Origin of the sequence: Exiguobacterium sp. s48 (assembly GCF_018617395.1) — a bacterium.
In the GTDB taxonomy this organism is placed as follows: Bacteria; Bacillota; Bacilli; order Exiguobacteriales; family Exiguobacteriaceae; genus Exiguobacterium.
In genome coordinates this window covers 1,319,720-1,346,538 of the sequence record NZ_JACSKC010000001.1, presented here as the reverse complement: position 1 = coordinate 1,346,538, position 26,819 = coordinate 1,319,720, and the positions used below count along the sequence as shown (strand labels likewise).

The following is a 26,819-nucleotide window of genomic DNA, read 5'->3' as shown; positions in this document are numbered from 1 at the left end:
AACAATGCTTATGGTGTGTCAAAACTATTATCCGGAGATCGGCAGTGCCGGCAACCGGATGCAAAACATTACGCATTTGATGAAACAGCGCGGGTATGAAGTCGAGGTCATCACGGCCGCTCCTTCGTACCCGAGCTTTGATATGTACCAGGACGACCGTTTCTGGAACGACCAAGAGTTGAACGACCAACCGTTCATCAAGCGACTCATCACGAAGAAACGGAAGCATACGTCCAACATGGTCAGTCGTCTCTTCCTGTTCCTCGAACAGATGGTCAAAGGAATCCGGGAAGTCCGTAAGCTCGAATTGAAGCCAGACGTCGTCTTTGCGACGACCCCTTCTTTTTTTATGGCGTTTGTCGGTGCTTACGCGAAACGAAAGTATCGCGTCCCGTTCATCTTGGACGTCCGTGACCTTTGGCCAGAATCGGTGAAAGGGGTCGGTGTCTTCAAGTACGATTGGGTGCTCACGCCAGCGTTTTGGATGGAGAAACGACTGTATCGTGTCGCCGATGAAGTCATCATCAACTCGGAAGGATTCCGTAGCTATCTTCGTCAGCGCGGTGTGCCGAATGAGAAGATTCACTACATGCCGAACTCGATCCGGGAAGCGGAGCGCACGCTCGAGCGGACGATCCCACCGGACGACCGGATGGAGATCTTATACGCCGGGAACATGGGCCTTGCCCAAGATGTGTCGTTGTTACTCGAACTTGCCGAACGATTCCGGGACGAACCACGGATTCATTTCAAATTGATCGGCTACGGTTATCGGAAAGAAGAGTTGAAGCAGACGATCAAAGACCGTGGCTTCCAAAACTTCTTGTTCCTCGAGGCGATGCCACGGACAGAGGCGTTTCAGGCGATTAAAAATGCGGACGTCGCATTCGTCAGTCTGATCGAACAAGAAGTGTTCGATACGGTCATCCCTGGGAAACTCATCGACTATATGGCAGTCGGCAAACCGATTGTCGCAGCAGTGTCAGGCCATGCGGCGAATGTCATTGAAGCGGCGGAAGTCGGCTACGTGTCACGGAAACGTGATATCGATGAGATCGAGCGGATCCTACGGAAGCTCCTCGACCGACCGGATTTACGGGAGGCACTCGGGGCGAACGGGATTCGTTACGTCAAAGAGAATTTATGTTGGGAAGAGAATATCGACGTGTTAGATCAAGTCGTACAACAGTTAGTGATGGAGGAAACACGATGAAGTCAGTATGTATGTTTGTATGGAACCATTTTACGAATGATGCGCGCGTCCTTCGTGAGTGCTCGGCACTCGCCGAGGCAGGCTATGAAGTCGATTTGATTGCGCTTCAAGATCCGAAAAATAAAGAGCTTCCAAAAGAAGAGATGCGTCCGGAAGGCTTCCGCGTCATCCGCGTGAAGCGTCAACCTTCGATTCTCGTCAATGCGCTCAAGTTTGCGAAGAAGACCTATCAATGGGTGAGCGAGAAGCGGACCCGCCAAATTGGGGCTGGACTCGTCGGTGCCGGGTTGTTCCTACTCGCGCCGATCACGATGCTCGCACTTGGAGCGGCCGTCGGGACAGTCTTGTTGCCGCAAGTGCGTAAGCAAATCGTCAACGCGAGTGCGATGCTCGAGATGGTGTTCGCTTCGACGAAAAAATCGTATGACTTTTATCATGCGAACGATTTGAACACGCTCCCGCAGGCACTCCTTGCGGGAAAAGTGTTCAACAAAGGTCGGATCGTCTACGATTCGCACGAGGTACAGACGGACCGTACGGGTTACGGCTACATCCAAAGTAACCTTGAAGGCTGGCTCTTGCCGTTCGTCGATACGATGATGGTCGAGAACCATACGCGTGCGGCGCACAACGAAGAGTTGTACGGATTCTATCCGTACGTGCTCCACAACTATCCGTTCTACCGTCCGCTCGACTTCTCGCTCCGTAAGGACTTGCATGCACTCCTCGACTTACCGAAAGACGAGAAGATTCTCTTGTATCAAGGGGGCATTCAAGCGGGGCGCGGTCTCGAACAGCTCGTGCTCGCGGCGAAAGACTTCAAAGAAGGCACGCTCGTCATGATCGGGGACGGGAAGCTCAAACCGACGATTCAACAGTTGATTGAGACGGAAGGGGTCGGCGACCGCGTCAAGATGATTGACAAAGTACCGGTCGAAGCGTTACCTTACTATACGATGAACGCCTATTTAGGCTTCCAAGTATTGAACAACGTCTGCTTCAACCACTACTCGGCCTCGTCGAATAAATTGTTCGAGTATTTGATGGCCGAAGTACCGGTCGTCTCATGCGACTTCCCTGAAATCGAACGGGTCGTTGCGGGGAACGATGTCGGGGTGCTCGTCGATTCGCACGATCCACAATCGATCGCGGACGGCGTCAACCGGATGATTGAAGACCAAGCACTCTATGCGCGTGTCAAAGAGAACACGAAGACCGCGCGTGAGAAATATAACTGGGATTTGGAAAAAGAGGCACTCTTGAACGTCTACGCGAACGCCGCGGAGCGCAAGTTGCCGATTATGAAAGACGGTGCGCCAAAGCCAGTACAATCTTAAGACTGCGGCTTTTGCCGCGGTCTTTTTTCTATGGAGGGAGGACATTTATGAAACGTCAACAACAACATCTATTGCGCCAACAAGTATGGCGCAAGCTACAAACCATCTCGGTGAAGGACATCGCCTGGATCATCGCGGGCTCCTTCATTCTCTCGTTCGGGGTCAACTACTTTACCGTACCGAACGACTTCTCGGAAGGTGGCCTGCTCGGGGTCACGATCATCCTGTACTACGTGTTCGGCTGGGATCTCGGGCTCACGTCGATTATCGGGAACGGGATTCTCTTTATCGTCGGCTATAAGCTGCTCGACCGTCGGACAATGGTCTATTCGGTCATCGCCGTCATCGCGACGTCATTCTTTCTCAGTCTGACGCACGACTGGGGCAGCCCTGCCGAGGACAAACTGCTTGCGGCCGTCTATGCCGGAATCATGATCGGGGTAGGGATCGGCATGGTGCTCCGTGTCGGCGGGACGACCGGCGGGGGCGTCATCATCGCCCGTCTCATGGAGCGCTATCTTCACTTGAGTGTCGCCGTCTCGATGTTCATCATCGATGCGATCGTCGTCGCCACGTCCGGCTTCTTCTTAGGGGAACAAGTCGTCCTCTATACGCTCATCGCCATTATCATCGGTTCATGGGTCATCGACCTCGTCGCGGAAGGTCTCAACATCCGCAAAGCCGTCACGATCATCAGCGATAAGCAAGAAGAGCTCGCCGTTGTCTTAACGGAGACACTCGGACGCTCGGCGACGATCATCCATGGACACGGCTACTATACGAAGCAGGATAAGAACATGTTGTATATGATCGTCGACAAACGTCAGATCGCGCCGCTCAAAAAAATCGTCCAAGTAACGGACGACCGTGCCTTCGTCGTCATCCACCAGGTGAAGGAAGTCATCGGGGAAGGGTTCAGCTACCCGTCCCGATAATTTGAATGCTGGTGTTTTATTGATAACTTCTATATAATAAAAGGCGTGTAAATAGAAGGAGGAACTGACTACTATGCAAACGATCGCTACAATCAGCCTACTTGTCGTGGCTGTCTTATTGATTGTCGTCGTACTGCTCATGTCAGGTCGGTCGCAAGGTCTTGGAGCGATTGCAGGTGGCGCGGAGCAGTTGTTCGGACGCCAGAAAGCACGCGGCTTCGATGCTGTTTTGAACCGAACTGCAGCTGTACTAGGCACTTTGTTTTTCATTTTAGGATTACTAGTCGCATCATTATGATGATAAGGCTGATCGTTCTCGATTTTCACGTGAGGCGGTCAGCTTTTGTTTTTTCGATTTATTTTTTGGGAATAATGTAGATACGAGGAGATGACAGATAAAATGAAAGTAACAGCACCAAAACCGTTCTTCTTCGAGGGCGGAAAACGTGCCGTGTTGATGTTACATGGCTTCACTGGATCGAGCGCGGATGTCCGCATGCTCGGTCGCTTCCTTCAAAAAGAAGGATACACATGTATGGGACCGATCTATCGTGGTCATGCCGTCCCACCGGAAGAATTACTCCAATATGGACCAGAAGACTGGTGGGAAGACGTCTTGAACGCCTACCAGACACTCGTCGACAAAGGCCATGAGGAGATCGTCGTCTGCGGACTCTCGCTAGGTGGCGTGATGTCGCTCCGTCTCGCCGAGGAGAAAGACGTCAAGGCGGTCATCCCGATGTGCGCGCCGACGGGAATCGATGCCGAGGACCGCTTGTATAAAGGAGTCCAGGCATATGCCCGAGAATATAAGGGTAGAGAAGAAAAGTCGCCGGAACAGATCGAGCAGGAGATGGCAGAGTTCAAACCGATGCCAACGCTGAAAGATCTCCGTGCCTTCGTCCGCGACACGGCGTCGAAGCTCGAGGACATCTTCGTCCCGACACTCGTCGTCCAAGGCGCCAAAGACAACATGATCGACCCGGAATCGGCGAATCAAATTTACGAGGCGGTCAACACGTTCCAAAAAGAGTTGCTCATCTATGAGAACTCGGGACACGTGATCACACTCGACAAAGAAAAAGAGAAACTGCACCAGGACGTGCTCGATTTTCTCGAAACGTTAGACTGGTCAGTCTAAGAAGGAGGTGTCACGTTGAATTTACGTGACCAATTACTAGAGATCTTGCAGGCGAGCGAGAAACCGCTCTCTGTCGATCAACTGACCGAGCGATTACAGCTCGCGTCGACGGATGACTTTAAAGAGCTCATCCGCACATTGAATGCCCTCGAGGAAGAGGGCGCCATCGGCCGGACGCGGACGAACCGTTACGGGACGCTCGCCACGCTCGGACAAGTCGCGGGAATCATCTCGATTCACCAGCGCGGCTTCGGCTTCTTGTCGGTCGAAGGGGAAGCGGAAGACGTGTTCTTGCCGCCCGACCAACTGAAGGACGTCTACCATGGCGATACGATCCTCGTCAAAAAACGCGAGGACAACCGTGGCAAGACGGAAGGGATTTTATTGAAAGTACTGAAGCGCGGACTCTCCGAATTCGTCGGGACGTATACGCTCCCAAGCGGTCGACTCGACCAGTTCGCCTTCATCGAGCCGGATGACAAACGCATCAACTTCTGGCCGGTCGTCAACCCGGACAAGTCACTCGGTGCCGTCGACGGACATAAAGTCGTCGTGCGCATCACGAAATATCCGGACGGACGCTTCGCCGGTGCCTGTGACGTCGTCCGCATCATCGGGCATAAGAACGACCCAGGTGTCGACATCTTGTCGATCGTCTATAAGCACGGCATTCCGACGGAGTTCCCGGAGGACGTGATCGCTCAGGCGAACGCGGTACCGGACGAGGCGGACGAGAAAGACTTCATCGGCCGCGTCGACCTTCGTGACGAGACGATCTTCACGATTGACGGCGAAGATGCGAAAGACTTGGACGATGCCGTCCACGTCAAGAAACTCGATAACGGCAACTACGAGCTCGGTGTCCATATCGCCGACGTCTCACATTACGTGAAAGAGGGCTCACCGCTCGACGTTGAGGCGCTCGAGCGCGGGACGAGTGTGTATCTCGTCGACCGCGTCATTCCGATGTTGCCGCACCGACTCTCGAACGGGATCTGTTCCCTTAACCCGCACGTCAACCGCTTGACGCTCAGCTGCGTCATGGAGATCTCCCCACAGAACGGGAAGGTCGTTCGCCATGACCTGTTCCCGAGTGTCATCAAGACGACGGAGCGGATGACGTATACGAACGTCCGTGAGATCATCGAACGTGATGACGAAGAGACGTTGAAAAAGTACGAACCGTTCATCGGTGAGTTCGACCTCATGGCCGAGCTTGCGGAAGTCCTTCGGAAACGCCGGAATTCGCGCGGTGCCATCAACTTCGATTTCGCCGAGGCGAAAGTCGTCGTCAACGAGGAAGGGAAGCCGGCAGATATCGTGCTTCGTCCACGTTCGGTCGCCGAGAAGTTAATCGAGGAGTTCATGCTCGCGGCCAACGAGACGGTTGCGGAACACTTCCACAAGATGGACGTGCCGTTCATCTATCGTGTCCACGACAATCCGAAGCCGGACAAGCTCGACTTCTTCTTCGACTTTGTCGCAAACTTTGGCGTGCATATTGAACGCATCAAAGGGCAGACAGTCGAACCGAAGACGCTTCAAAAGATTTTGAAGGCGATCGACGGAGAACCTGAAGAGCCGGTCATCAGCACGATCATGCTTCGTTCGATGCAACAGGCGAAATATGACGACGTCTCGCTCGGTCACTTCGGACTCGCGACAGACTTCTATACGCACTTCACGTCACCGATTCGTCGTTATCCGGACTTGATCGTCCACCGTCTCATGCGCACGTACGTCTTCAACAACGATTTGTCGGAGCAGACGATCGCGAAGTACGAGGACCGTCTCGGGGCGATTGCCGAACAGGCATCGAAACGGGAACGTCGCTCGGTCGACGCAGAGCGCGAGACACAGGCGCTCAAGAAAGCCGAATACATGGAAGCCCATCTCGGTGAAGAGTTCGATGGTGTCGTCGCCGGCGTCACGAACTTCGGGATGTTCGTCGAGCTTCCGAATACGATCGAAGGGCTCGTTCGTCTCCAGTCGATGGATGACTACTATCACTTCGATGAGTCACAGCTTATGCTTCTCGGGGAGCGGACGAAACGTCAGTTCCGCATCGGGGACGCCGTCCGTGTCAAAGTCGACGCTGTCAACTTAGACGAGCGGACAATCGACTTCACGGTCGTTGGTATGCCGAAAAGGGAACAGTCAAGCCGTCGCCAACCGACGACGATCAAAGCGAAAGGCGGCCGTCCGAAGAAGGACGAGAAAGACCGTCGTGGCGGTCGCGGTCGGGACGACAAGAAGAAGCGTGGCAAACCAGGAAGACCTGGCAAGCCGGGCAAACCAGGTGAGAAACCGAAACGAGACAGGGAGAAGTCTTCCCAAGGTCGTTCGGCACTCGACCTGAAGAAGAAAGACAAGCACAAACGAAAAGGCGACGCCAAACGAGGTGCGAAGAAGCGTCGCTGACGGGGAAGGGGTCGTCCCTTCCTCCGTATCTTGTAGATAAAGGACTGAATGTGTATGGCCAAGAAGAAAGATTCGAACGCACTCGCCCAAAACCGCAAGGCGTCCTTCGATTACGCAATCGAAGATACGATTGAGGCGGGCATGGTGCTCACAGGGACGGAAATCAAATCGGTCCGTCAATCGAAGATCAACATCGCGGATGCGTACGTCCGGTTCGATGGGGGCGAGGCGACGCTTCACAACTGTCATATCAGCCCGTTCGAACAGGGGAACCGCTTCAACCACGATCCACTCCGCGTCCGAAAGCTATTGTTGCATAAGAAGCAGATCAATCAGCTCATCGGAGCATCAGGGCGTGACGGCTACACGATCATCCCGCTCAAAGTGTATATCAAGAATGGGTTCGCCAAGTGCCTGCTCGGCGTCGGAAAAGGGAAGAAGAAGTACGACAAACGCGAGGACTTGAAGAAGAAAGACGCGAAGCGTGACGTCGACCGTGCGATGCGCGATCGGCAAAAATACTGACAACGGATCCTAATTGTGGTATATTAAATAAAGTACCAATTACCACCCCGGGGACGTTATGGATTCGACGGGGGTAGGTCGGTCGTATGTGGCGTGTCGAGGGGTCGGCCTCGTTAAAACGCAAACGCCTATAACTGGCAAAACTAACACACAACTCGCAGCAGCCTAAGTGCCCTGCGGATCCTGACATCCATCGCTTGTGTGGATGATTTTCAGGGTCTCAAACTAAGCAAGCTACGCTTCAACCTCGCCGTCTGAGGGCGCGAAGAAGAGATGAAACAGACTGGATGCGACAACGCCTGTTTATCGGCAGTGTCACATCGAGATTCAATAGATAAACTACACACGTAGAAGCATACGTTACGATGCCTTCGGACGCGGGTTCGACTCCCGCCGCCTCCATTTTGAAGCAGTCTGTAACGACTGCGATCAATGATTTTCATGAAGACCTTCTAATTTCATTGAGATTAGAAGGTCTTTGCTTTTGATTGAATCCAGAAAGAAAGGAAGGTGAAGATTATGGGAAAATATCAATTAGACAAGAGAAGCAAAGTGGCTGCGGCGAAATACCAGGACGGCAAAAAGCCGACTGTCTCGAACAAGAAGGAACGGTTGAACCAGCTTCGTGAAGCGTATTTGCAGAAGAAACAAGAGAAGAAGTGATCTGACAAAGGATTATTGAGTACCTGCTCATTAATCCTTTTCTTATGGATAGCGGACACCGGTCATTAGGTTTTTGATGGGAATCAAGGGATTGAGCATTGTTTTGTTGAATAGAAACTACGAGTTGTTTTTTGAAAAAACGTCAAATAAACATACATACCATAGGAGGAGTTCACATGTCTAAAAAATCGACGGAATTGATTGTGAATGGGGTCAAAAAATATGGCCCGACAGTAGGGAAACTTGCATTAAAACATAACAAAGAAATCATGGGGGCTTTAGGGTCAATCAATTTAAAGAAACGACCTAAGAACACGGATGACTCGGAGCAAAGCCCTAAAAAAGCCAAGAACAAACATCCGCGAAAGCAACGGTATCAGTACTATTTAACTGAAGTGACGCCTACGCTAGACACTCGAAATCGAGATGAGTTGTTTCAATATAGATTAGAAGTGGAGCAATGCATTCAACAAATCAAAATGGAGCAAGCACAAGACATCGTCATCAAAAAACAAATTCATGAGGGGCGGATCAAAGAGTGGGAATCCATTCTCTCTCACATCGTGAGTCAAATGACCATCAAGGACTATATGGAATATTTGAGACTGTTCAACAACCCGGAGTATCAAAGTGACTATTTCACGGGCTTTGAAGGCGATGTAGAGAAGTTCAAAAAATTGAATACGGTCGAACAGTATGATGCGCTCGTTCAGTATGTTCATGAAAAGACAATGATTGAAATCGAACAAATCAAAAGAGAGTTTTCTGCTCCTGTATGAAGCGCCGCGATCCACTTCTTTTCTGCATTCGCTATAATCAATAGTGTAATGGATGGAGGTGGAGTCGTTGGGATGGGATTTAAGTGTCGCTGAGGCGAAAGATGTGTATTTAACCGAATCAGACCTATGGCGCTTTACACAACAATTTCTGATGAACGCTTCTCATACGACGACGTACAAACACGTATTGATGAGGGCGTTACTTGAATGTACGACAGAATTGAATGAATCAGGAGTCCTGTCATTTCATCAGATTGCCAAGCATGTGACGAAAATCTATTGGAATCTCATCGTCAAGCATGGGCTGACACAGATGAATCAATTGGGGAAGCAGAGCGTTGTTGAAAAAGCGATGGTCTCCTTTCAGAAAGAACACAATATTCCATCTGTTTGGAACTTCGACCGTTTACCAGAACATCAACAAAATCAATTGATTCGGAACGTGAATCAATTTTATAAAAAATACGTATACGGTTCTTTCTATCGCTCCTTTAACGAAACGATTTACTCTTTCAATCGAAAAGAAGAGTGGATTCAACTCGTTCCAGCGTATGTCGTTTTCTTTGAAAAATATAAGCGTATTCTCATGAACGTGACAAACTATCAGTTAGCCATCTTTTTAGAAAAATACAATTCCCAGGATGCGATGGAACGAATTTTGAGCAAGCTGGAGTTTGTGTCTGCCCGTCAGTCGCTTGAGGAGTTTAAACAAATTTTATTAAGTCACGGGCACTCAATGTGCTTCTATTGCCTAAAGCCTGTAAAACAAATTCACGTGGATCATTTCATTCCTTGGTCTTATATGCAAAATGATGTCTTATGGAATTTTGTGCTGTCATGCCCGACATGTAATACGAGTAAAAATAATCGATTAGCGAATATCGATTATCTTTACAATTTGGTAGAACGAAATCATGAACTGCGTACGGCAGAACACATGTCTACATACAAAGAATCGAAACTCATTCATTTGTATCACTATGCCGTTCAAAATGGCTATGAAAACAATTGGACTCCGAAGGCATGAAAAAAGTCGAACCTCGTCAAATAGGTTCGACTTTTGTTCAGTCAAACACTCGACTGATCCAGCGTTTGAAAAAGGGTTGGCCTGATTGTGTCACGCTATGATTGTCGAGCTCCACCTCTTCGATCGTCTCATTCGGAGACCTCAATTGAATCGTCATCTCGTCACCTAGCCCGGTCGTGACACCACTTTCAAATTGAAGATTTCTTGTCACATAAGCGTTTGCGTATAAGAAACCGCCTTTTTCATCCACTTGTACATCCTGAATCGTATAGTGGAATTGCTCGACCCAATCTCGTTGACCGAGGAGTAGCCGGACGACGTCATCTTCGTGTGACAGTTTCGTTCGCTCAATGTTATCGAGTGGAGTATGTGCTTCAATCGCTGCTTGCTGCGCTTCTAAGATATCTTTGAAGTGATGTGTCGCAACTTCCGTCGTCCATGCAGCGGAACCTGTCTTCGACTCGGTCGCATAATGGAAAAGAGCAAATCCAATCAAGGCGAATAACGCCAGGACACCTACTCGTTTGAACTGTTTCATCGTCGAGCTCCTTCCATATCAATTCAAGATTGAAGACGTTAAAAGGTAGTCAATGAACCTCTCGCTATTACTCGAGGACATGACTTATCGACCGGTGATTTGATCCAACCAATTCGCGACCAAGTCCGCACTGCCATCTTGGAACATAAATATGGATACCCCGACCATCACAAGTCCGACTAAAATCAGTCCACCTTGTTTCGCGCTACTTGCAATCCCTCGCACGATGAGGATTACTCCCAATCCAAGCAAAAGAAAGTACCAAAATCCCATGAATATCCCTCCTTTTTCTAATTATTCTCATTTTAGTATGAATCGGTCGAGCAGGCTCTACATACTTAGACTGATTTATCTTTTTAAAAAGACGGGTACATTACCTCTATGCGAATAATTAGGGGAGTGACCATTATGCGGAAAACGATTGTCATTGCGGGGGCGAGCGGCTATATCGGCTCGAACGTGATGGAGCAGCTGAAAGAAGAGTATGACATCATCGCTTTATCGCGATCGACGAAGAATAAAGAAGATGAGACCCATATCACGTGGCGTGCCTGTGATTTGTTTTCATATGAGGCAACAAAAGAAGCATGTGAGGGCGCGGATTACGCGATGTTCCTCGTGCACTCGATGATTCCGAACGGCGGCTTGACGCAAGCGACGTTCGAGGACATGGATGCGCTCATTGCGGATAACTTCGCTCGGGCGACGAAGGAGAACGAAATCAAGCAAATCGTCTATTTGAGTGGGATCATCCCGAAACAAGAGAAGACGTTGTCGCGTCACTTGAAGAGCCGACTCGAGGTCGAACGCATCCTCGGCGGGCAAGGGATACCGGTGACGACGATTCGGGCTGGACTCATTATCGGTCCGGAAGGTTCGTCGTTCCCGATTTTAGCGAAGCTCGTCAAACGATTGCCGTCGATGATATTGCCACGCTGGACGAAAACGGAGACACATCCGATCGACATCCGTGAAGCCGTTCAAGCGCTCATCTCGGTCGTCGGTGCCGAGTCGCTTTATGACCGTCATATCGACATCGGGGGTCCCGAGGTGATGACGTATCGGAAGATGATTGAACAGACAGCCGAAGTCATGGACAAGCGTCGCGTCTTAATCGACTTCCCGTTCCCGACAATCAAACTATCGCGGCTGTGGGTCATGGCCGTCACGGGTGAACCGAAGGCGACCGTCTATCCGCTCGTCGAGAGCATGGGGCATGCGATGGTGGCGGAAGATACGGTCGAAGGCATCGGACAAGGAGAGATTCCGTTCAAACAGGCGGTCGAGCATGCGCTTGAGGAAGAAGAGAAGCAATCCTCGGGCGGTAAGAAGAAAAAACAACCGAAATCGTATACGGTCCGTTCGATTCAGCGGTTCGGTCTGCCGCAAGAGAAGTCGGCACTTTGGATGGCGGACACGTACTTCGAGTGGCTCGGTCGTTTCATGTATCCGCTCATTCAGACGACAAAAGAAGACGATGATTGGGAGATCGCGCTGCTCGATCCATCGTTCGTCGCGCTTCATCTATCGCTTGAACGAGAAGCGACGGACGATATGGCATCCTTTGCGATTGATGGGGGCAAGTTTGTCAAGTTGAGTGAAGAGAATAAGACAGGGCGTCTCGAGTTCCGGCGATTACCAGAATCGGATGAAGGACTCGTCGCCATCCATGAGTTCGTACCGGCCCTCCCGTGGTGGTTCTATACGAAGACACAGGCGAAAGCCCATCTCGTCGTCATGTGGTTATTCGGTCGTCATGTGAAGTTGCTGGCGAAAGACGCGGAAGATGGCGATCAAGTCGTAGAGGCTCCGACGAATTGAAGGGAGACGCATCGAAAGGTGCGTCTTTTTTGATTCCAATTTTCGGAAGTACGGTACAATCAATGTAATCTCGTCAAAAGTAGAGAGGTGTACCCAGGACAAAACACCTAAATTCGAATCAAAAGCTTGAGGTTGAAAATAGAGGAGTGATCAGATTTATGATTCAACAAACGAATAATGAAAAGCGACTCAAAGTGTTTAGGCATGCCGAGGTCGCTGAACCGAGATTTCTTGGTGAGGGTGCGTGGCATGAGGCGTGGAAAGTCGTAAAAGATGGTTGTGAACGGGTTCTGCGGATTCCGAAAGAAGTGGCGTATGGAAAGCGAGTGATGTTCGATTCCAATGCCTTGACGGCAGAGTACGCGGCTACGAAGCTATATTACCAGTCCGTCAACCAAGCCGCTCCTGGAGCGGCGCCTGATTTTTACGAATTTTACGTGTCTCCTGATTTCACGTATACATTAGAGTCGTTCGGAGGCGATTCGCTTTCGTTACATACAATGACGATAGAGCAAGCTGCCCATATCGGAGTCCAAGTAGGGGAAATCTATCGGAAAACGGATCAAATTGAACACGGTGTCGAAGGACTCGGATATTTGATCTGGACGGAAGAAAAGAAGCTGCATGGTAGCTTGAGCGGGGACCTACATACGTTTGTCCGAGAAGAAAGTGATGAACAGTTGTCAGATTTTAAAGCGTTATGTGAAGCATATCCTGAAATTCAAGACGATGTAGTAGCACAAATGCTTCATGCGGCGACAGAATTGCGGAACAAACAGGTTTCTGTCCCAAGTCTTGTTAACCAAGATGCGTCTCCTGAAAATATTTTATTGAAAGGGGATCGAGTCTGTTTAATCGACCCGTACCCGATTGTCTATGCACCGCGAGGCATGGCAGGGAACTTCATGAATTTATATGAGAACTACTTTCTCGCGTTGTCACAAACGGAGCGCTACCGAAAGCATCAGTTTGATACGTGCGAAGACCAGTTGAAAGCCATCGCAACAGGATTTCTCGAAGGTTATTGTGACGGAGACGAAACCATCATTCGTGAAGTTCGAGGAGAACAACTGCTCCAATTACTGGAGACGGTGTATCTCCATCACCAGTTGTTAAGCCAAGAAGAATTGACGCGAGAAGATATCATTCGTTATGGAGATAAGCAGGCCATCACCACTCGGTTATTCGAATTGAACGATTCGCTCAAACAGCTTGCTAGGACATGTTTGACCGAACAATGATCGCTGTACCCAATCATAGACATGGTGCTTGTTTTGTACATTCTGTTAACGTTTTTCTCAATCCGTTTACAAGCCCTCTTTCCAGGCGTACACTGAACTCGTTTTTGAACTGATTGGAAAGAAGGAATGTATGTATGATGCAAGACTCACTCTCCACGCGTGAGATGTGGCAAAAGGATATCTCGGCCGGAATCACAGTCGGTGTCGTCGCCATCCCGCTCGCCATGGCATTCGCCATCGCCTCAGGGGTCCCACCGGTGTACGGGCTCTACACGTCCATCTTCGCCGGAATCCTCGTCAGCCTGTTCGGAGGCTCGACGTTCCAGATTGCCGGACCGACGGGGGCGTTCATCCCGATCGTCTCCGGTGTCGTCCTCGCATACGGGTATGAAGGGTTGCTCGTCACGACCGTCCTCGCCGGAATTTTGCTGCTCCTCATGAGCTTGCTTCGGGTCGGACGGCTCATCCGTTTCATGCCTCGTGCTGTCACGATTGGCTTCACGGCTGGGATCGCGGTCGTCATCTTCGTCGACCAGCTCGATGAGTTGTTCGGGGTCACCTTTGAGAAGGCACCACATTTTCATGAGAATCTGCTTCGTCTCGGTCAGGCGTTGCCCGAAGCGAGCCCTTGGCCGATTGTCATTGCCGGAATCGGCTTTTTGACGCTTTGGCTCGTCCCGAAGCTGCCGTTCCGTTTACCGCTCTTACTCATGGCGATGCTCGTCCCGACGTTTGTCAGTGTCCTCATCCCGGGTGAGGTCGCGACCATCGGAAGTGCATATGGCGGTATCCCGAGCGGACTGCCGGAATTCAACTGGCTTGCGATCGACATCAACCTGATCACGACGCTCCTCCCGTCCGCATTCGCGATTGCCTTCCTCGGTGCACTCGAGTCACTTCTTTCGGGAACGGTCGCCGACGGGATGGCAGGGACGAAGATGAAACCGGACAAGGAACTGTTCGGACAAGGGCTTGCAAACGTGATCACGCCATTCTTCGGTGGGATCCCATCGACAGGTGCCATCGCCCGGACGGCGACGAACATTCAGGCGGGAGCGGTCAGTCGACGTGCCGGGGTCATTCACGGACTCACGGTGCTCGTTGCGGTACTCGTCCTCGCGCCGTTCGCGAGTTACGTACCACTCGCCGCACTCGCTCCGATTTTGATGCGGGTCGCCTGGAACATGTCCGAACGCCATCACGTGATGGCGATGTTGCGTCATCGTTCATCCGAGTCGCTCGTCCTTCTCGTCACGTTACTATTGACGGTATTCGTCGACTTGGTCGTCGCCGTCGAGGTCGGCGTCATCTGTGCGCTCGCGCTCTTCGCGAAACGAATGGCCGATACGATCGATGTACGCGAACGGACAGAACGGTACGTCACACGAGACGGCCAAATCGTCTTCAGTGTCGAAGGTCCGCTCTTCTTCGGTGCAGTCGAGTTGTTCGAGCACGTCCTCCATCACATTCATCGGGAACCGAACGTGTTCATCTTCAACTTCCACCGCTGTCCCGTCATCGACGTGACCGCGGTCGAAGAGTTGCGGCGTGTCATCACCGAACTGAAAGCGGCCGAACGTCACGTCATCTTCGCGCATCTGTCACCCTCGGTCCGCGCGACGCTTGCTCACTATGGTCTGCTTGACGGAATCGAGACGTTCGAGACGACCCAGGAAGCGATCGAGGCATCTTAACGAACGGACAAGATGTCGCCGAACGGGACGCGGCGCACCTCGCCGTCGAACAGCTCGACCTCGCGCTCGGCATAATAGATGGCGTGGACGTAGCCGCGCATGCTTTTCGTCAAGCCGTCCACGAACAAGGTCACCTCGACTTGGTCGCCTTCACGGATGGCCCGTTCGAGCTCGGTTTGCCAAAGATAGAGGAGCTGTTCGTCCAAGTCGGGTAGTTCGATCTTTTGGATTTGGGCATAATAACGTTTCAGTAGGGCGACGTGCTCGGGCATGAGAAATGGGATCCATTTCAACTCACCCCGGTCACGATAGCTGGTCTTGCTCATGAGGAATCGCCTCCTTGTTTATGTCCGCCGATTAGACGTTGGCGCGTCCGGAGCGGACTGTCTTTTAGTAGGCTCGACGCCGGTCGGATTGTGCCACGACCGAACCGGACGTTCAAACCGTCAATCAAATCGAGGAAGTCGAGCCGTTTCGCTTTCGCCCATTCGTCTTCAAAAAAGGATAACTGGACGTGGTCGCTCCGTGGCTCGAGTTTGCCGAGAGCGACCGACACGTAACGGACGGCCTCCGTCTCTTCCCAGCCGTCTAAAAATAGTTGCAATAAGATGGGGAGAAACTCTTGCTCGTCCGCTGTGAAGCGGGGGAGCTTCTTTTGTTTACTGAAGCCACCCCGGTCGCTCGTCCGCGTATAGCGCACCCCGAGATGAATCGTCCCTCCGACGAGTCCCGCTTGCCTGGTTCGCATCCCGACTTCGACCGCGATCGCCTGTAGGACGAGCCGGATTGCGGAATACGTCGTGTAATCTTTCATGAGGGTGATGCCGTGTCCGATCGACTTCGGTCGCGTCCGTTTCGCCCCGAACAAGGAGCTCGCCGGCAGGATGGTCGGGGATTCGTCGATGCCCCAGGCGTGATGCCAAAGTTCTGCACCGATGACACCGAACTTTTCATGAAGGGATTCGAGCGGATAGCAGGCCAAGTCCCCGATCGTCCAGATGCCGAGCCGCTGCAGGTGGACCGCCATCTTCGTGCCGACGCCCCACATCTTCTCGATCGGCGCCGGGTGGATAAGCCGTTCGACGTCGTGGAGAAGACACGTGGCGACCCCTTCCTTTTTCGCATGCAAATCGAGGACGAGCTTGGCGAGGACGTTGTTCGGTCCGATGCCGATGGTGACGGGAATGCCCGTATAGCGAAAAATCGTCGCACGCATGAGGTGGGCGACGTGCTCGTCACTTCCGAACAGCCGCTCCGTCCCCGTCATGTCGACGAGCGTCTCATCGATCGAATAGACGCGAATCGCCTCGGGCGGGGCGAACTGATGGAGGATGTGGATGATTTGGATGGAGACGTTCAAATAATGACTCATCCGCGCCTCGGCATACAAAACGTCCCGTCGTTCGTGCCACGGGAGGCGGTCGATGTGGAAGCGGCGTGACCCGGTCTTGATGCCGAGCTGCTTCATCTTCGGGGTCGCGGCGAGGACGAGTGCCCCGCTGTCCTGCAGGTTCGAGAGGACGACGAGCTTCGTCTTGTAAGGATTTTTGTTGCGCGCGGCACACTCGCAACTGGCATAGAACGAGACGCTGTCGATACAAAAGATTCGTCTGCGCATCGTCACCACTCCTTTTTACGAACAAATGTTCTGTTTTTTTTCATCGTAACACGGTCTCACGTCATCTCAAATAGTGAATTGAAAATATTTTTACAAATACTTTTTGAAAATTAACCAAAATTTATAGGTTTTCACGTGTCTAAAAACCAACTTTTAGGAAGTTTTCGTAAAAAAGTCTCCGAATTGGTTCGATTTTCGTTATAATAGACGAGTATGTAAGTGATGAATTGATAGAAAGATGGAGGCTATTAGTGTGATCCAATTTGTAAAACAGTTAACGAATGATCAAAGCCGGCGTTTGAAAGCGTACGAACGACGGGTCGCGCGTATTAATGAATTAGAGACAACGATGAAAGCCCTCTCGGATGACGAGATGCGTACATATACGGAGACGCTCAAAGCACGTCTCTTGAATGGAAAGAAAGTGGATGACATCGCGGAAGAAGGGTTCGCTCTCGTCCGCGAAGCGTCAGTCCGTGTGCTCGGCATGCGTCACTATGACGTCCAGCTCATCGGTGGGTTCGCCCTCCTCGAAGGGAACATCTCGGAGATGCCGACGGGGGAAGGGAAGACGCTTGTCGCCGCTTTGCCGAGTTACGTCAAGGCGCTCGAAGGAAAAGGCGTCCACGTCATCACGGTGAACGATTATTTGGCGAGACGTGACGCGGAACAAATTGGGAAGATTCACGACTTCCTCGGGTTGACGGTCGGTTTGAACGTCCCGGACATCGAAGCGGACGAGAAGCGTTCCGCATATCAGGCGGATATCACGTATGGGGTCGGGACAGAGTTCGGGTTCGACTACTTGCGTGACAACCTTGTCCATAAGCCGGAAGAACGAGTCCAACGTCCGTTCCATTTCGCCATCGTCGATGAAGTCGACAGCATCTTGATTGATGAGGCGAAGACGCCGCTCATCATCGCGCAGAAGGACCGGTCACATATCCGCTTGAAACAGTTGGCGCAACAGATCATTTCTGAGTTCGAGGAGACCGACTACGAGGTCGACCTCGAGTCGAAATCTGCGACGTTCACGGAAGAAGGAATCGTCAAGATTGAAGAGCTGTTCGCCATCGATAACCTGTTCAGCGCCTCACACCAGGTGCTCTATCACTATCTCGTCCAGGCACTCCGTGCGAACGTCTTGTTCGAACTTGACGTCGACTATATCGTGCGTGAAGACAAGATCGAACTCATCGACTTGTTCACGGGACGCATCATGGAAGGTCGGAGCTTGTCAGAAGGGTTGCATCAGGCGCTCGAGGCGAAAGAAGGCGTCACCATCACCGAAGAGAACAAGACGACGGCGGAGATTACGATTCAGCACTATTTCCGGATGTATCCGCTCGTCGGTGGGATGACGGGGACGGCTCAGACGTCACGTCAAGAGTTCTTGAAGACGTACAACATGGACGTCGTCCAAGTGCCGACGAACCGCGAACGTCAGCGTGTCGACCATCCGGACCGCATCTTCATGACGACCGAGCAAAAGTATGCGGCGGTCACTGAGAAAGTGGCGGAACTACATGCGACGGGACGTCCGGTCTTGATCGGAACGACCTCGATCGCACAATCGGAAGCCATCAGCAAGCACTTGAAGAAGAAGCGGATCGAACATGACGTGTTGAACGCGAAGACGGTCGCTCAGGAAGCGGATATCATCGCGGACGCCGGTCAATTCGGCAAAGTGACGATTGCAACGAACATGGCCGGACGTGGGACGGACATCACGCTCGACGCAAAAGCGAAGGAAGCGGGCGGTCTCTTCGTCATCGGGACGGAGCGCCACGAGTCAAAACGTGTCGACAACCAGCTCCGCGGTCGTTCGGGGCGTCAAGGCGACCCGGGTGCGACCGAGTTCTTCGTCTCGCTCGAAGATGAAATCGTGAAACGCTATGCGGCGCAGAAGTTAGAGCGCGTGGAGAAAAAATTGAAGCCGAGCGCGACAGGTGAAGTCTCGTCGAAAGATGCGATCGAGATCATCGAATATGCGCAGACGACAATCGAAGGACTCGGCGTCTCGATTCGAGACTACTTGTTCAAACTCGATGACGTCTTGAACGAGCAACGGAATATCATCTATATGATTCGTAACCAGGCCGTCAACGCAGATGCGGACGCCATCACGAAAAACGTCCTCGGCATGATGCGTCTCGCCCTCGAGAACAGCATCGACATGCATGTGTCGGATGAACTCGTGCCTGAGGAATGGCCGATCGATGAGTTGAAAGATGACTTGCGCTACTTGACGATGCAGGAGCCGACATGGGCGAATGACATCGCGGATACGCGTGAACTGAAGGATGCTTTAAACGACTGGATGGAGGCGATCATCGCTACGACGGCGTCGCGCCTCGAACAGGACGACATCGTCCTCTTCGCCAAAGAGTCGCTTCTCCGCGCCGTCGACATGAAGTGGACGGATCATTTGACGACGATGAGCGGATTGAAAGAAGGGATCGGGCTTCGCAGCTACGGTCAGGAAGACCCGAGCCGTCAGTTCGGAAAAGAAGGATTGGAAATCTTCGAACAGACGTATATCAATATCGCCCGGGATGTCACGACGGAACTATGCCAGCTCGACCGTTATTTCGCTGAGATGGCAGAGGAGGAAGTATAATGTTAGGATTTCGTAAACGTAAACAGATTGAGACAGGAAATAAAGAGGGAGGGCGCCAATTGACGCTCGTCATCGACGACGCGATGGGGATCCCGAAAGAGGACGAGTACGTCTTCCGTTATCATGCGAAACGACTCCCGCCACTTCTCGATAATCAGCTCTCGATTGAGTTATTGAATGCCGAATCGCTCGGGCATGACTTGTCGATTGTGGCGTTGTTCCGCAACACGCTTCCGAGCTCATTCGAGATCAACGAATTGCCGGTCCTCTTGTTGGACGCGAATAATGTCCCGATTGGCCGGAAAGTCCTCGGACGTTCTGAACTGCCGAGCTTTGAGGCGTGGACGAGCAAACCGGTCTACTTGGATTTCTTCTTGGATGAGATGTTCGGAGAAATAGAATCCTACGACTCGCTCCGACTCGTCTTTCAAATGAACCCGATTGACCCGCTTCAGCCCGTGTCACCGGGAGAAGAAGCGAAGTTCTCGACACGCGCATGGCAACAGCTCATGCGGACAAACATCTCGACGCCACCAGTCGGGGAAAACGAGTTCAACTTGATGCTCGTGTCGGTGGAGAAGGAAGAGACGGATGTCACGGCGACGATTCTCCTTCGCAACGGATACGACCGCCACTTGAACGTCGAGAAACTCCCGCTTGAACTCGTGAGTGGCGAGGACGTGGTCGGCTTCACGATGATTCGTCTTGAAGAGCCGGTCTACGGTAAGCACGCATACCCGGTATCGGTCACATTTGAAGAAATCGAAGGCGATGGACCGTTCACCGTTCGCATCAAACAATAATAGGAGGATAGACCTAATTTTTGTAAAGGAAATTAGGTCTATTTTTATACGAAAATTTAATAGGAGGGAAAGACAGCTGGTGTTATATTGAATATGGTTAGACAATTATCAACCAAAAAAAGGGGACAATCACATGAAAACTGCATTGAAATGGTCAATCGCGACCGCGCTCGTGTTACCAACCGTTTTGCCGCTACAGGCACCGAACGTCATGGCGGAAGTCGACCAGGATATCGTCAAGCTTCGTTTCTTAGAGACGACAGACTTACATACGAACATCACGAACTACGATTACTTCCAAGACAAAATCGATAACACGATTGGATTGACGAAAGTCGCGACACTCATCAATGAACATCGTACAGCCGCTGGGGAAACGAACACATTCTTGTTCGATAACGGGGACACGATTCAGGGGACACCGTTTGGCGATTATGTCCGTGAAAGCCAGGCTGGAAAAAATGAAGCGTTTGAACATCCGATGTACAAGGCGATGGCCGCATTGAACTATGATGCCGTCACACTCGGGAACCATGAATTTAACTTTGGTCTCGAATTCTTATACAACGCGATGGAGGGATCGAAAGGGAAACTTCGTTTCGTCAACTCGAACGTCAAAGATTTAGAAGGCAACCCGATCGTCTCGAAGTTCAACGTAGATGGACAAGAGGTCCAAATCATCGAACGAACGGTTACAGACATGGATGGAGAAACGCATACGATCAAAGTCGGTGTATTTGGAGTCGTCCCTCCGAAAATCATGTCATGGGATTCGGGGAATCTTCAAGGTCGTGTGACGGCAGAGGATATCATCCCGTCCGCACGTGAAGCGGTTCAAAAATTGAAAGACCAGGGAGCGGACGTCGTCGTCGCCCTCGCGCACTCAGGTATCGGTGACAGTGCGACACTTGCAGATGAACAACTCGACAGCGAAGAGAACGTCGGTTACGCACTCACGAAGATTGACGGACTCGACATGGTCATGACGGGGCACCAACACGGTCGCTTCCCGGATGCGAAAGGCATGTTCGCTTCATTCCCGAACGTCGATATGACAAAAGGGACAATCAATGGCAAACCGGTCGTCATGGCGAACAACCAAGGGAAAGACCTCGGTGTCATCGACTTCGAGCTTGAACTTGTAGACGGCAAGTGGCAGATTCTTGACGCGTCGGCCGCGCTCGACTCGGTGACGGCAGATACGGCGGTGGATCCGACGATTCAAGCGTTGATCGAAGACGACCACGTGGCGACAATCGACTACATCAACCAACCGGTCGGTGAGATTCAAGATGATATCCAGAGCTACTTCGCACTCGTCCGTGACGATGCATCGGTTCAGTTCGTGACGAACGCACAGAAGTGGTATGTCGAGAAAGAGCTCGAGACGAACCCAGAACTTTCTGCATATAAAGAGTTGCCGCTCTTATCAGCGGGTGCGCCGTTTAAAGCAGGTGGACGTGAATTGACGGACGCAAGCTACTACACGAATATCCCGAAAGGGCAAATCGCTTTGAAAAACGTTGCGGACCTTTACGTGTATCCGAACACGCTCGAAGTCGTCAAAGTGACAGGGAAAGATGTCATGGATTGGCTCGAGATGTCAGCGGGTGCGTTTGACCAAATCGAAGAAGACGACGAGAACTTACTCAACCTTCAATTCCGTAGCTACAACTTCGACATTCTCGACGGTTTGACGTATGAGATTGATGTCACGGGTCCTGCGAAGTTCGATGTCGGTGGGAAGCTCGTCAACGAGAACGCGAACCGCGTGAAGAACGTCGAGTACAATGGACAACCGATCAAGATGGACCAAGAGTTCTTGGTCGCGACGAACAACTATCGTGCGGGTTCTTCATCGTTCCCAGGTCTTGGTGGCGGCAAGAACATCGTCTATCGCTCAGCGTATGAGACACGTAACGTCATCTCGGACTACATTGTGTCGAGTGGCAGTAACTTGGACTACAAAGCCGACAACAACTGGAAGATTGTCGCGGACGCAAAACGTTCGGTGACGTTTGAAACAGCGGATGCAGGGAAGCAGTACTTGAACCTTTATGAAGGAATTGAAGCGACGGACGCGACACGTGAAGATGCGGCAGGTCGTCTCTTCCGTACCTATACGACGGAGCTCGAGGCAGCACCGGTTGATTTGACGCTTTCGGTCGATGTGATCAAACCGGGTGCAAAAGTTGTAACCGGGAAAACGGCGCCAAATGCGAACGTGACATTGAAAGATGGCCAAACGATTCTCGCGACGACGACAGCCGATGCAGAAGGGATGTACCGTTTGACGGTCAAACCATTGAAACTTCGTCAGTCGTTGACGATTGAAAGCGAATTGAATGGGAAGATGATGTCAGAAACGAAAGTCGTCGGTGCAGGATTTGTTGGGACACCGGCAATCTCGAAGCGTTTGACGTACACAAATTCAACCGTGTTGACAGGAAAAACGACGGCAGGAGCTACACTCGTCCTTAAACGGGACGGAAAAAAAGTAGACTACGCGAAGGCTGACGAGAATGGGAACTTCACGTTCAAGAGAAGCACAGGATTCTTTGCGGCGAAATATGAAATCGAAGCGAAAGACGTATCAGGAAAAGAAGTCAAGACGACATCGTTTGAATTGAAAAACGTAATAATTTCAACACCGAAGACAACAAAAGGTGTGAAGGCCGGCACGCGTGCCTTGGTCGGGAAAACAACACCAGGTGCGACGGTCGTCTTGAAAGACGCAAAAGGCAAGCAAGTCTCGAAAGTACAGGCGAGCTGGTCTGGAACGTATACGTTCACATTCAAAAAAGGTCTTGCGAAAGGAACGTACAAAGTCATCGCAAGCGAAGCGAACGGTTCTGGGTCAAAACAATCGATTCTCAAGTTGAAATAAGTACGGAACGGCGTCCAATTCGGGCGTCGTTTTTTGTCGAATAAAAGTGTCTAGAATGTGAATGAAAGCCCTTACAATATCATTTGGTCTTATGTATAATCAAACATGTAATCGGTTACATGACACGTGTAAACCGAAGAGCCGATGGGGTTCGGCTACATATGTACGGAAAAGGGGACTGACAGATGATTACATTCTTCGTCGCACTCGCACTACTTTTGGTCGGGTATTTGGTATATGGTCGTTACGTCGAGAAGACGTTCGGCATCAAGGAAGAGCGGACGACGCCTGCCTATGCGTCTCAGGACGGCATCGACTACGTGCCGATGGGTAAAAAACGGAACTCGATGATTCAATTGCTCAACATTGCCGGTGTCGGACCGATCTTTGGACCGATCATGGGGGCGCTCTATGGACCGGTCGCCTTCCTTTGGATTGTGTTCGGGTCCATCTTTGCCGGAGCGGTACATGACTATTTGACAGGAATGATTTCCCTTCGTAATAACGGGGCACACTTGCCACAACTAGCGGAGAAGTTCCTCGGACGTTCGCTCCGCCATATCGTCAACGGATTCGCACTTTTACTTCTACTTCTTGTCGGGACGGTGTTCGTCACGTCTCCGAGTAACATGATCAACAACTTGTTCGATGGGAACGCATCGACGCTCACCATCGTCATCTTCGCTGTGTTCGCTTACTACATCTTGGCGACGCTTCTCCCGGTCGATAAGATCATCGGGCGCATCTACCCGTTCTTCGGGGCGCTACTTGTCATCAGTGCCATCGGGATCGCGGTCAGCTTGTTCGCACAAGGATACAAGATTCCAGAGATGACATTGACGAACATGCATCCGGACGGCTTACCGATCTGGCCGCTCCTCTTCTTCACGATCTCATGTGGGGCGCTATCTGGTTTCCATGCGACACAGTCACCGATCATTTCGCGGACGACGATGAAAGAAAGCAACGGTCGTGAAATCTTCTACGGCATGATGATTGCCGAAGCGGTCATCGCGATGATTTGGGCTGGAGCGGCGATGGCCATCTTTGAGCCAGGTGAATTACTTGGACTCATCAGTGCGGGCACTCCGGCACTCGTCGTGCAAGAAGTGGCGACACTCATGCTCGGCAGCATCGGCGGCACGCTCGCGATTCTCGGAGTCATCGTCTTACCGATCACGTCAGGGGACACGGCATTCCGTAGCGCACGGATGATCATTGCGGACTACATGTCGATCGCACAGAAGAAGTTCTCGTCACGTCTTTGGATTGCACTTCCACTCTTTGCAATCTCATACGTGCTCACGAATATGGACTTCCAGATGCTTTGGCAATACTTCAACTGGGCGAACCAGACGACGGCGGTCATCGCACTGTTCGTCGGGGCGATGTACCTTTACATTAAAGGGAAAAACCACTACATCGCGCTCCTTCCAGGGACGTTCATGTTGTATGCGGTTTGGTTCTACATTTTGACAGCGCCAATCGGCTTCAAACTGGACGGAGTTCTTCCGTACGTCATCTCGACACTCGGGACGTTGACGCTTCTCGTCTTGTTCCACAAGCGGGCACGCGCGATGCGAGCTGCACAAATGGAATGTGACGTTCCGGTGAAAGAAGTCGCATAATCTCGACACGGGCTAATCGGTAGCCCGTGTTTTTGATTGCGTTCAAATCGGGAAATGTCCATACTAGAAGGAACAGTTACGGAAGGTGGGAGCACATGAAACAAGATCAACTCAAAGAGATGCTCCATGCCGACACGCTCGGGGAAGAGATTGCGAGCGCGGTCACGCACGGCTTAGGAGTCATCTTCAGCATCGTCGCCCTCGTCCTGCTCATCATGAGCGCGACAGAAAGTGGGAGCACATGGAACGTCACGGCGGTCAGTGTGTTCGGGGCATCGATGATTTTACTCTATCTCTTCTCGACACTCATGCACGCGATTCCGCATCCACGGGCGAAGCGGGTGTTGCAAGTGTTCGACCATGCGGGGATTTACTTACTCATCGCAGGAAGTTATACGCCGTTCGCCCTCGTGACCCTTCACGGGACGCTCGGTTGGACGTTATTCGGGATTGTGTGGGGTGTCGCGATTCTCGGGATTGTGTGGAAACTGTTTTCGACCGGAAAGTACATGTGGGTGTCCAATGTGACATACCTCGCACTTGGCTGGATCTGCATCATCGCCATCCGTCCGTTGTATGAATCACTCGGTCATCAAGGGTTCATGCTTCTCCTCGCAGGAGGGATCGCCTATTCGGTCGGCATCGTGTTTTACGTGTGGCAAAAACTGCCGTTCAACCATGCCATTTGGCACTTGTTCGTCCTAGCGGGAAGTGTGTTCATCTTCCTCAGTATTTTACTCTATGTCGCACCTTCGACAAGCCTATAAGACAGCCGTCCTACGGGGCGTCTGTCTTTTTTGAAAAGTTGGGAAGAAAGTGCTGCAAACGGTTACAAAAATACAGACGAAATGACGTTTGTGTGTCATAATAATTGCAGACATCATCATAGAGATAGATGGGTGTAAAAGTAAGGGGGAAAATCAGATGGAAAAAGTGTTGCGCGATGGATTTATCTACATGTCACAAAACAAAACACTCAACAGTTTGGCAAAGAAATATGGCCTACGATTTGGTGCATCACGCTTTGTAGCGGGGGAAGACTTTAAGGCTTCTGTCCCGACGATTCGCGAATTGAACGCGAAAGGGTTGTCGGTCACGGTCGATCATCTCGGGGAATTTATTAAGACGGTTGAAGAGGCGAATACGAATCGCGACGAGATCATGCGTGCGATTGAAATTATGGCAGAAGAGCAATTAGATGCCTATATGTCACTCAAGCTGACGTCACTCGGATTCGATATCTCGGACGAGTTGATTGAAGACAACATGCGTCAAATCTTGACGGTCGCACAACGAGTCGGGGTCTTTGTGGCCATCGATATGGAAGATGAGCAGCGCTGTGAGAAGACGCTCGAATTGTTCAAAAAGCTGAAGTCTGAATTTGACGGTCTCGGAACGGTCATCCAGTCGTACTTGTACCGCTCAGAAGATGACATCAATCATCTCGCGCCGCTCAAGCCGAACCTTCGTATCGTCAAAGGGGCATATAAAGAGCCGGCGACGGTCGCGTTCCCTGAAAAAGAGGACGTGGACCATAACTACGTGAAGCTCGTCAAACTCCATCTTGCGAACGGGAACTACGCATCCATCGCGACACACGATGACCATATGATTGACGCCATTATCGAGCACGTCAAAGAGAACAACATCCCGCTCGACCAGTTCGAGTTCCAGATGTTATACGGCATCCGCGTCGAGCGTCAACTCGAGCTCGTGCGCCAAGGATACAAAGTCCGTGTCTACGTGCCATACGGTCGTGACTGGTACGGCTACTTCATGCGCCGTCTCGCGGAACGTCCGGCAAACGTGGCGTTCGTGTTAAAAGGCATGGTGAAGAAATGAGAAAAGCACGAACGTCCGTCGAGGACGTTCGTGCTTTTTGATGTATAGATCACGTCGATGCGTTCGGTCATCTAACTACCGGAGGT

General features: G+C 51.4%; 23 protein-coding genes and 1 other RNA gene. 20 read left to right on the top strand and 4 right to left on the bottom strand.

The annotated features are described in order from the left end of the window. The first annotated feature begins 4 nt into the window (after positions 1–4). The 11 genes from KNO66_RS06880 (at position 5) to KNO66_RS06830 (ending at position 10,041) form a co-directional block, all read left to right on the top strand. Positions 5–1,213: a glycosyltransferase family 4 protein gene (locus KNO66_RS06880; RefSeq protein WP_251026342.1), complete on the top strand. Its 1,209-nt coding sequence runs from the start codon at positions 5–7 to the stop codon at positions 1,211–1,213. Then, positions 1,210–2,550, top strand: coding sequence for a glycosyltransferase (locus tag KNO66_RS06875; protein ID WP_078147299.1), 1,341 nt, complete (start codon positions 1,210–1,212; stop codon positions 2,548–2,550). Before KNO66_RS06880 ends, KNO66_RS06875 begins: the two co-directional genes overlap by 4 nt. 47 nt (positions 2,551–2,597) lie before the next feature. Then, positions 2,598–3,485 carry a YitT family protein gene (locus tag KNO66_RS06870; protein WP_012726903.1) on the top strand — a complete coding sequence of 296 codons (888 nt, stop codon included), beginning with the start codon at positions 2,598–2,600 and terminating at the stop codon, positions 3,483–3,485. A 73-nt stretch (positions 3,486–3,558) separates the two neighbouring features. Continuing rightward, the gene (gene secG, locus KNO66_RS06865) at positions 3,559–3,783 is read left to right on the top strand and encodes a preprotein translocase subunit SecG (RefSeq protein ID WP_012726902.1); all 225 of its coding nucleotides are present in this window, start codon (positions 3,559–3,561) and stop codon (positions 3,781–3,783) included. A 102-nt stretch (positions 3,784–3,885) separates the two neighbouring features. Continuing rightward, complete coding sequence (locus tag KNO66_RS06860) at positions 3,886–4,626, top strand: alpha/beta hydrolase (protein ID WP_074033592.1); 741 nt, start codon at positions 3,886–3,888, stop codon at positions 4,624–4,626. 15 nt (positions 4,627–4,641) lie between these two features. Further along, a complete protein-coding gene (gene rnr / locus KNO66_RS06855; protein ID WP_214741596.1) occupies positions 4,642–7,047 on the top strand; it encodes a ribonuclease R in 2,406 nt (801 codons plus the stop codon). Positions 7,048–7,101: 54 nt separating this feature from the next. Beyond that, a complete protein-coding gene (smpB, locus tag KNO66_RS06850; RefSeq protein ID WP_012726899.1) occupies positions 7,102–7,572 on the top strand; it encodes an SsrA-binding protein SmpB in 471 nt (156 codons plus the stop codon). 49 nt (positions 7,573–7,621) lie between these two features. After that, positions 7,622–7,977, top strand: a transfer-messenger RNA (tmRNA) gene (gene ssrA, locus KNO66_RS06845). Positions 7,978–8,091: 114 nt separating this feature from the next. After that, positions 8,092–8,235, top strand: a complete 144-nt coding sequence (locus KNO66_RS06840) for an alcohol dehydrogenase (protein WP_214741594.1) — start codon at positions 8,092–8,094, stop codon at positions 8,233–8,235. A gap of 176 nt (positions 8,236–8,411) precedes the next feature. Further along, a complete protein-coding gene (locus KNO66_RS06835) occupies positions 8,412–9,014 on the top strand; it encodes a hypothetical protein (protein WP_214741592.1) in 603 nt (200 codons plus the stop codon). 67 nt (positions 9,015–9,081) lie between these two features. After that, complete coding sequence (locus tag KNO66_RS06830; RefSeq protein ID WP_214741590.1) at positions 9,082–10,041, top strand: HNH endonuclease signature motif containing protein; 960 nt, start codon at positions 9,082–9,084, stop codon at positions 10,039–10,041. Between the two features lie 37 nt (positions 10,042–10,078). Here KNO66_RS06830 and KNO66_RS06825 read toward each other — a convergent pair whose 3' ends face one another. Both KNO66_RS06825 and KNO66_RS06820 read right to left on the bottom strand, forming a co-directional pair. After that, positions 10,079–10,579 carry a hypothetical protein gene (locus KNO66_RS06825; protein WP_214741588.1) on the bottom strand — a complete coding sequence of 167 codons (501 nt, stop codon included), beginning with the start codon at positions 10,577–10,579 and terminating at the stop codon, positions 10,079–10,081. A gap of 84 nt (positions 10,580–10,663) precedes the next feature. Continuing rightward, positions 10,664–10,852: a hypothetical protein gene (locus tag KNO66_RS06820; protein WP_047795099.1), complete on the bottom strand. Its 189-nt coding sequence runs from the start codon at positions 10,850–10,852 to the stop codon at positions 10,664–10,666. 135 nt (positions 10,853–10,987) lie between these two features. Between KNO66_RS06820 and KNO66_RS06815 the strand changes: the two genes are divergently transcribed. The 3 genes from KNO66_RS06815 to KNO66_RS06805 all read left to right on the top strand — a co-directional run bounded on the left by KNO66_RS06815 (position 10,988) and on the right by KNO66_RS06805 (position 15,335). After that, positions 10,988–12,400: an NAD(P)H-binding protein gene (locus tag KNO66_RS06815; RefSeq protein WP_214741586.1), complete on the top strand. Its 1,413-nt coding sequence runs from the start codon at positions 10,988–10,990 to the stop codon at positions 12,398–12,400. Between the two features lie 158 nt (positions 12,401–12,558). Continuing rightward, positions 12,559–13,641 carry a hypothetical protein gene (locus tag KNO66_RS06810; protein ID WP_251128069.1) on the top strand — a complete coding sequence of 361 codons (1,083 nt, stop codon included), beginning with the start codon at positions 12,559–12,561 and terminating at the stop codon, positions 13,639–13,641. 134 nt (positions 13,642–13,775) lie between these two features. After that, on the top strand, positions 13,776–15,335 hold the full coding sequence (locus tag KNO66_RS06805) for a SulP family inorganic anion transporter (RefSeq protein ID WP_214741584.1): 1,560 nt from the start codon (positions 13,776–13,778) through the stop codon (positions 15,333–15,335). On the opposite strand, the gene KNO66_RS06800 is transcribed toward KNO66_RS06805, so the two are convergent. Next, positions 15,332–15,661, bottom strand: coding sequence for a YolD-like family protein (locus KNO66_RS06800; protein WP_214741582.1), 330 nt, complete (start codon positions 15,659–15,661; stop codon positions 15,332–15,334). The genes KNO66_RS06805 and KNO66_RS06800 overlap by 4 nt on opposite strands. After that, positions 15,658–16,953: a Y-family DNA polymerase gene (locus KNO66_RS06795; protein ID WP_214741581.1), complete on the bottom strand. Its 1,296-nt coding sequence runs from the start codon at positions 16,951–16,953 to the stop codon at positions 15,658–15,660. Before KNO66_RS06795 ends, KNO66_RS06800 begins: the two co-directional genes overlap by 4 nt. Before the next feature lie 253 nt (positions 16,954–17,206). Here KNO66_RS06795 and secA2 point away from each other — a divergent pair, with 253 nt between their 5' ends. The 6 genes from secA2 to KNO66_RS06765 all read left to right on the top strand — a co-directional run bounded on the left by secA2 (position 17,207) and on the right by KNO66_RS06765 (position 26,733). Next, positions 17,207–19,573 carry an accessory Sec system translocase SecA2 gene (gene secA2 / locus KNO66_RS06790; RefSeq protein ID WP_214741580.1) on the top strand — a complete coding sequence of 789 codons (2,367 nt, stop codon included), beginning with the start codon at positions 17,207–17,209 and terminating at the stop codon, positions 19,571–19,573. Further along, positions 19,573–20,376 (top strand): SLAP domain-containing protein, encoded by an 804-nt coding sequence (locus tag KNO66_RS06785; protein WP_214741579.1) that lies wholly within the window; start codon positions 19,573–19,575, stop codon positions 20,374–20,376. The genes secA2 and KNO66_RS06785 overlap by 1 nt, the downstream gene beginning before the upstream one ends. 133 nt (positions 20,377–20,509) lie before the next feature. Then, positions 20,510–23,263 (top strand): bifunctional 2',3'-cyclic-nucleotide 2'-phosphodiesterase/3'-nucleotidase, encoded by a 2,754-nt coding sequence (locus KNO66_RS06780; protein ID WP_214741577.1) that lies wholly within the window; start codon positions 20,510–20,512, stop codon positions 23,261–23,263. A gap of 185 nt (positions 23,264–23,448) precedes the next feature. Then, complete coding sequence (locus KNO66_RS06775; RefSeq protein ID WP_012726873.1) at positions 23,449–24,891, top strand: carbon starvation CstA family protein; 1,443 nt, start codon at positions 23,449–23,451, stop codon at positions 24,889–24,891. A 95-nt stretch (positions 24,892–24,986) separates the two neighbouring features. Next, positions 24,987–25,658, top strand: a complete 672-nt coding sequence (trhA, locus tag KNO66_RS06770) for a PAQR family membrane homeostasis protein TrhA (protein ID WP_214741575.1) — start codon at positions 24,987–24,989, stop codon at positions 25,656–25,658. A 157-nt stretch (positions 25,659–25,815) separates the two neighbouring features. Further along, the gene (locus tag KNO66_RS06765) at positions 25,816–26,733 is read left to right on the top strand and encodes a proline dehydrogenase family protein (RefSeq protein WP_012726871.1); all 918 of its coding nucleotides are present in this window, start codon (positions 25,816–25,818) and stop codon (positions 26,731–26,733) included. Positions 26,734–26,819: the final 86 nt, after the last annotated feature.

Bases quoted from the DNA above. Each gene is read 5' to 3' on its own strand.
- KNO66_RS06880 (WP_251026342.1), top strand. From the start codon at position 5: ATGCTTATGGTGTGTCAAAACTATTATCCGGAGATCGGCAGTGCCGGC.
- KNO66_RS06875 (WP_078147299.1), top strand. From the start codon at position 1,210: ATGAAGTCAGTATGTATGTTTGTATGGAACCATTTTACGAATGATGCG.
- KNO66_RS06870 (WP_012726903.1), top strand. From the start codon at position 2,598: ATGAAACGTCAACAACAACATCTATTGCGCCAACAAGTATGGCGCAAG.
- secG (WP_012726902.1), top strand. From the start codon at position 3,559: ATGCAAACGATCGCTACAATCAGCCTACTTGTCGTGGCTGTCTTATTG.
- KNO66_RS06860 (WP_074033592.1), top strand. From the start codon at position 3,886: ATGAAAGTAACAGCACCAAAACCGTTCTTCTTCGAGGGCGGAAAACGT.
- smpB (WP_012726899.1), top strand. From the start codon at position 7,102: ATGGCCAAGAAGAAAGATTCGAACGCACTCGCCCAAAACCGCAAGGCG.
- KNO66_RS06840 (WP_214741594.1), top strand. From the start codon at position 8,092: ATGGGAAAATATCAATTAGACAAGAGAAGCAAAGTGGCTGCGGCGAAA.
- KNO66_RS06835 (WP_214741592.1), top strand. From the start codon at position 8,412: ATGTCTAAAAAATCGACGGAATTGATTGTGAATGGGGTCAAAAAATAT.
- KNO66_RS06825 (WP_214741588.1), bottom strand. From the start codon at position 10,579: ATGAAACAGTTCAAACGAGTAGGTGTCCTGGCGTTATTCGCCTTGATT.
- KNO66_RS06820 (WP_047795099.1), bottom strand. From the start codon at position 10,852: ATGGGATTTTGGTACTTTCTTTTGCTTGGATTGGGAGTAATCCTCATC.
- KNO66_RS06815 (WP_214741586.1), top strand. From the start codon at position 10,988: ATGCGGAAAACGATTGTCATTGCGGGGGCGAGCGGCTATATCGGCTCG.
- KNO66_RS06810 (WP_251128069.1), top strand. From the start codon at position 12,559: ATGATTCAACAAACGAATAATGAAAAGCGACTCAAAGTGTTTAGGCAT.
- KNO66_RS06805 (WP_214741584.1), top strand. From the start codon at position 13,776: ATGATGCAAGACTCACTCTCCACGCGTGAGATGTGGCAAAAGGATATC.
- KNO66_RS06800 (WP_214741582.1), bottom strand. From the start codon at position 15,661: ATGAGCAAGACCAGCTATCGTGACCGGGGTGAGTTGAAATGGATCCCA.
- KNO66_RS06795 (WP_214741581.1), bottom strand. From the start codon at position 16,953: ATGCGCAGACGAATCTTTTGTATCGACAGCGTCTCGTTCTATGCCAGT.
- KNO66_RS06785 (WP_214741579.1), top strand. From the start codon at position 19,573: ATGTTAGGATTTCGTAAACGTAAACAGATTGAGACAGGAAATAAAGAG.
- KNO66_RS06780 (WP_214741577.1), top strand. From the start codon at position 20,510: ATGAAAACTGCATTGAAATGGTCAATCGCGACCGCGCTCGTGTTACCA.
- KNO66_RS06775 (WP_012726873.1), top strand. From the start codon at position 23,449: ATGATTACATTCTTCGTCGCACTCGCACTACTTTTGGTCGGGTATTTG.
- trhA (WP_214741575.1), top strand. From the start codon at position 24,987: ATGAAACAAGATCAACTCAAAGAGATGCTCCATGCCGACACGCTCGGG.
- KNO66_RS06765 (WP_012726871.1), top strand. From the start codon at position 25,816: ATGGAAAAAGTGTTGCGCGATGGATTTATCTACATGTCACAAAACAAA.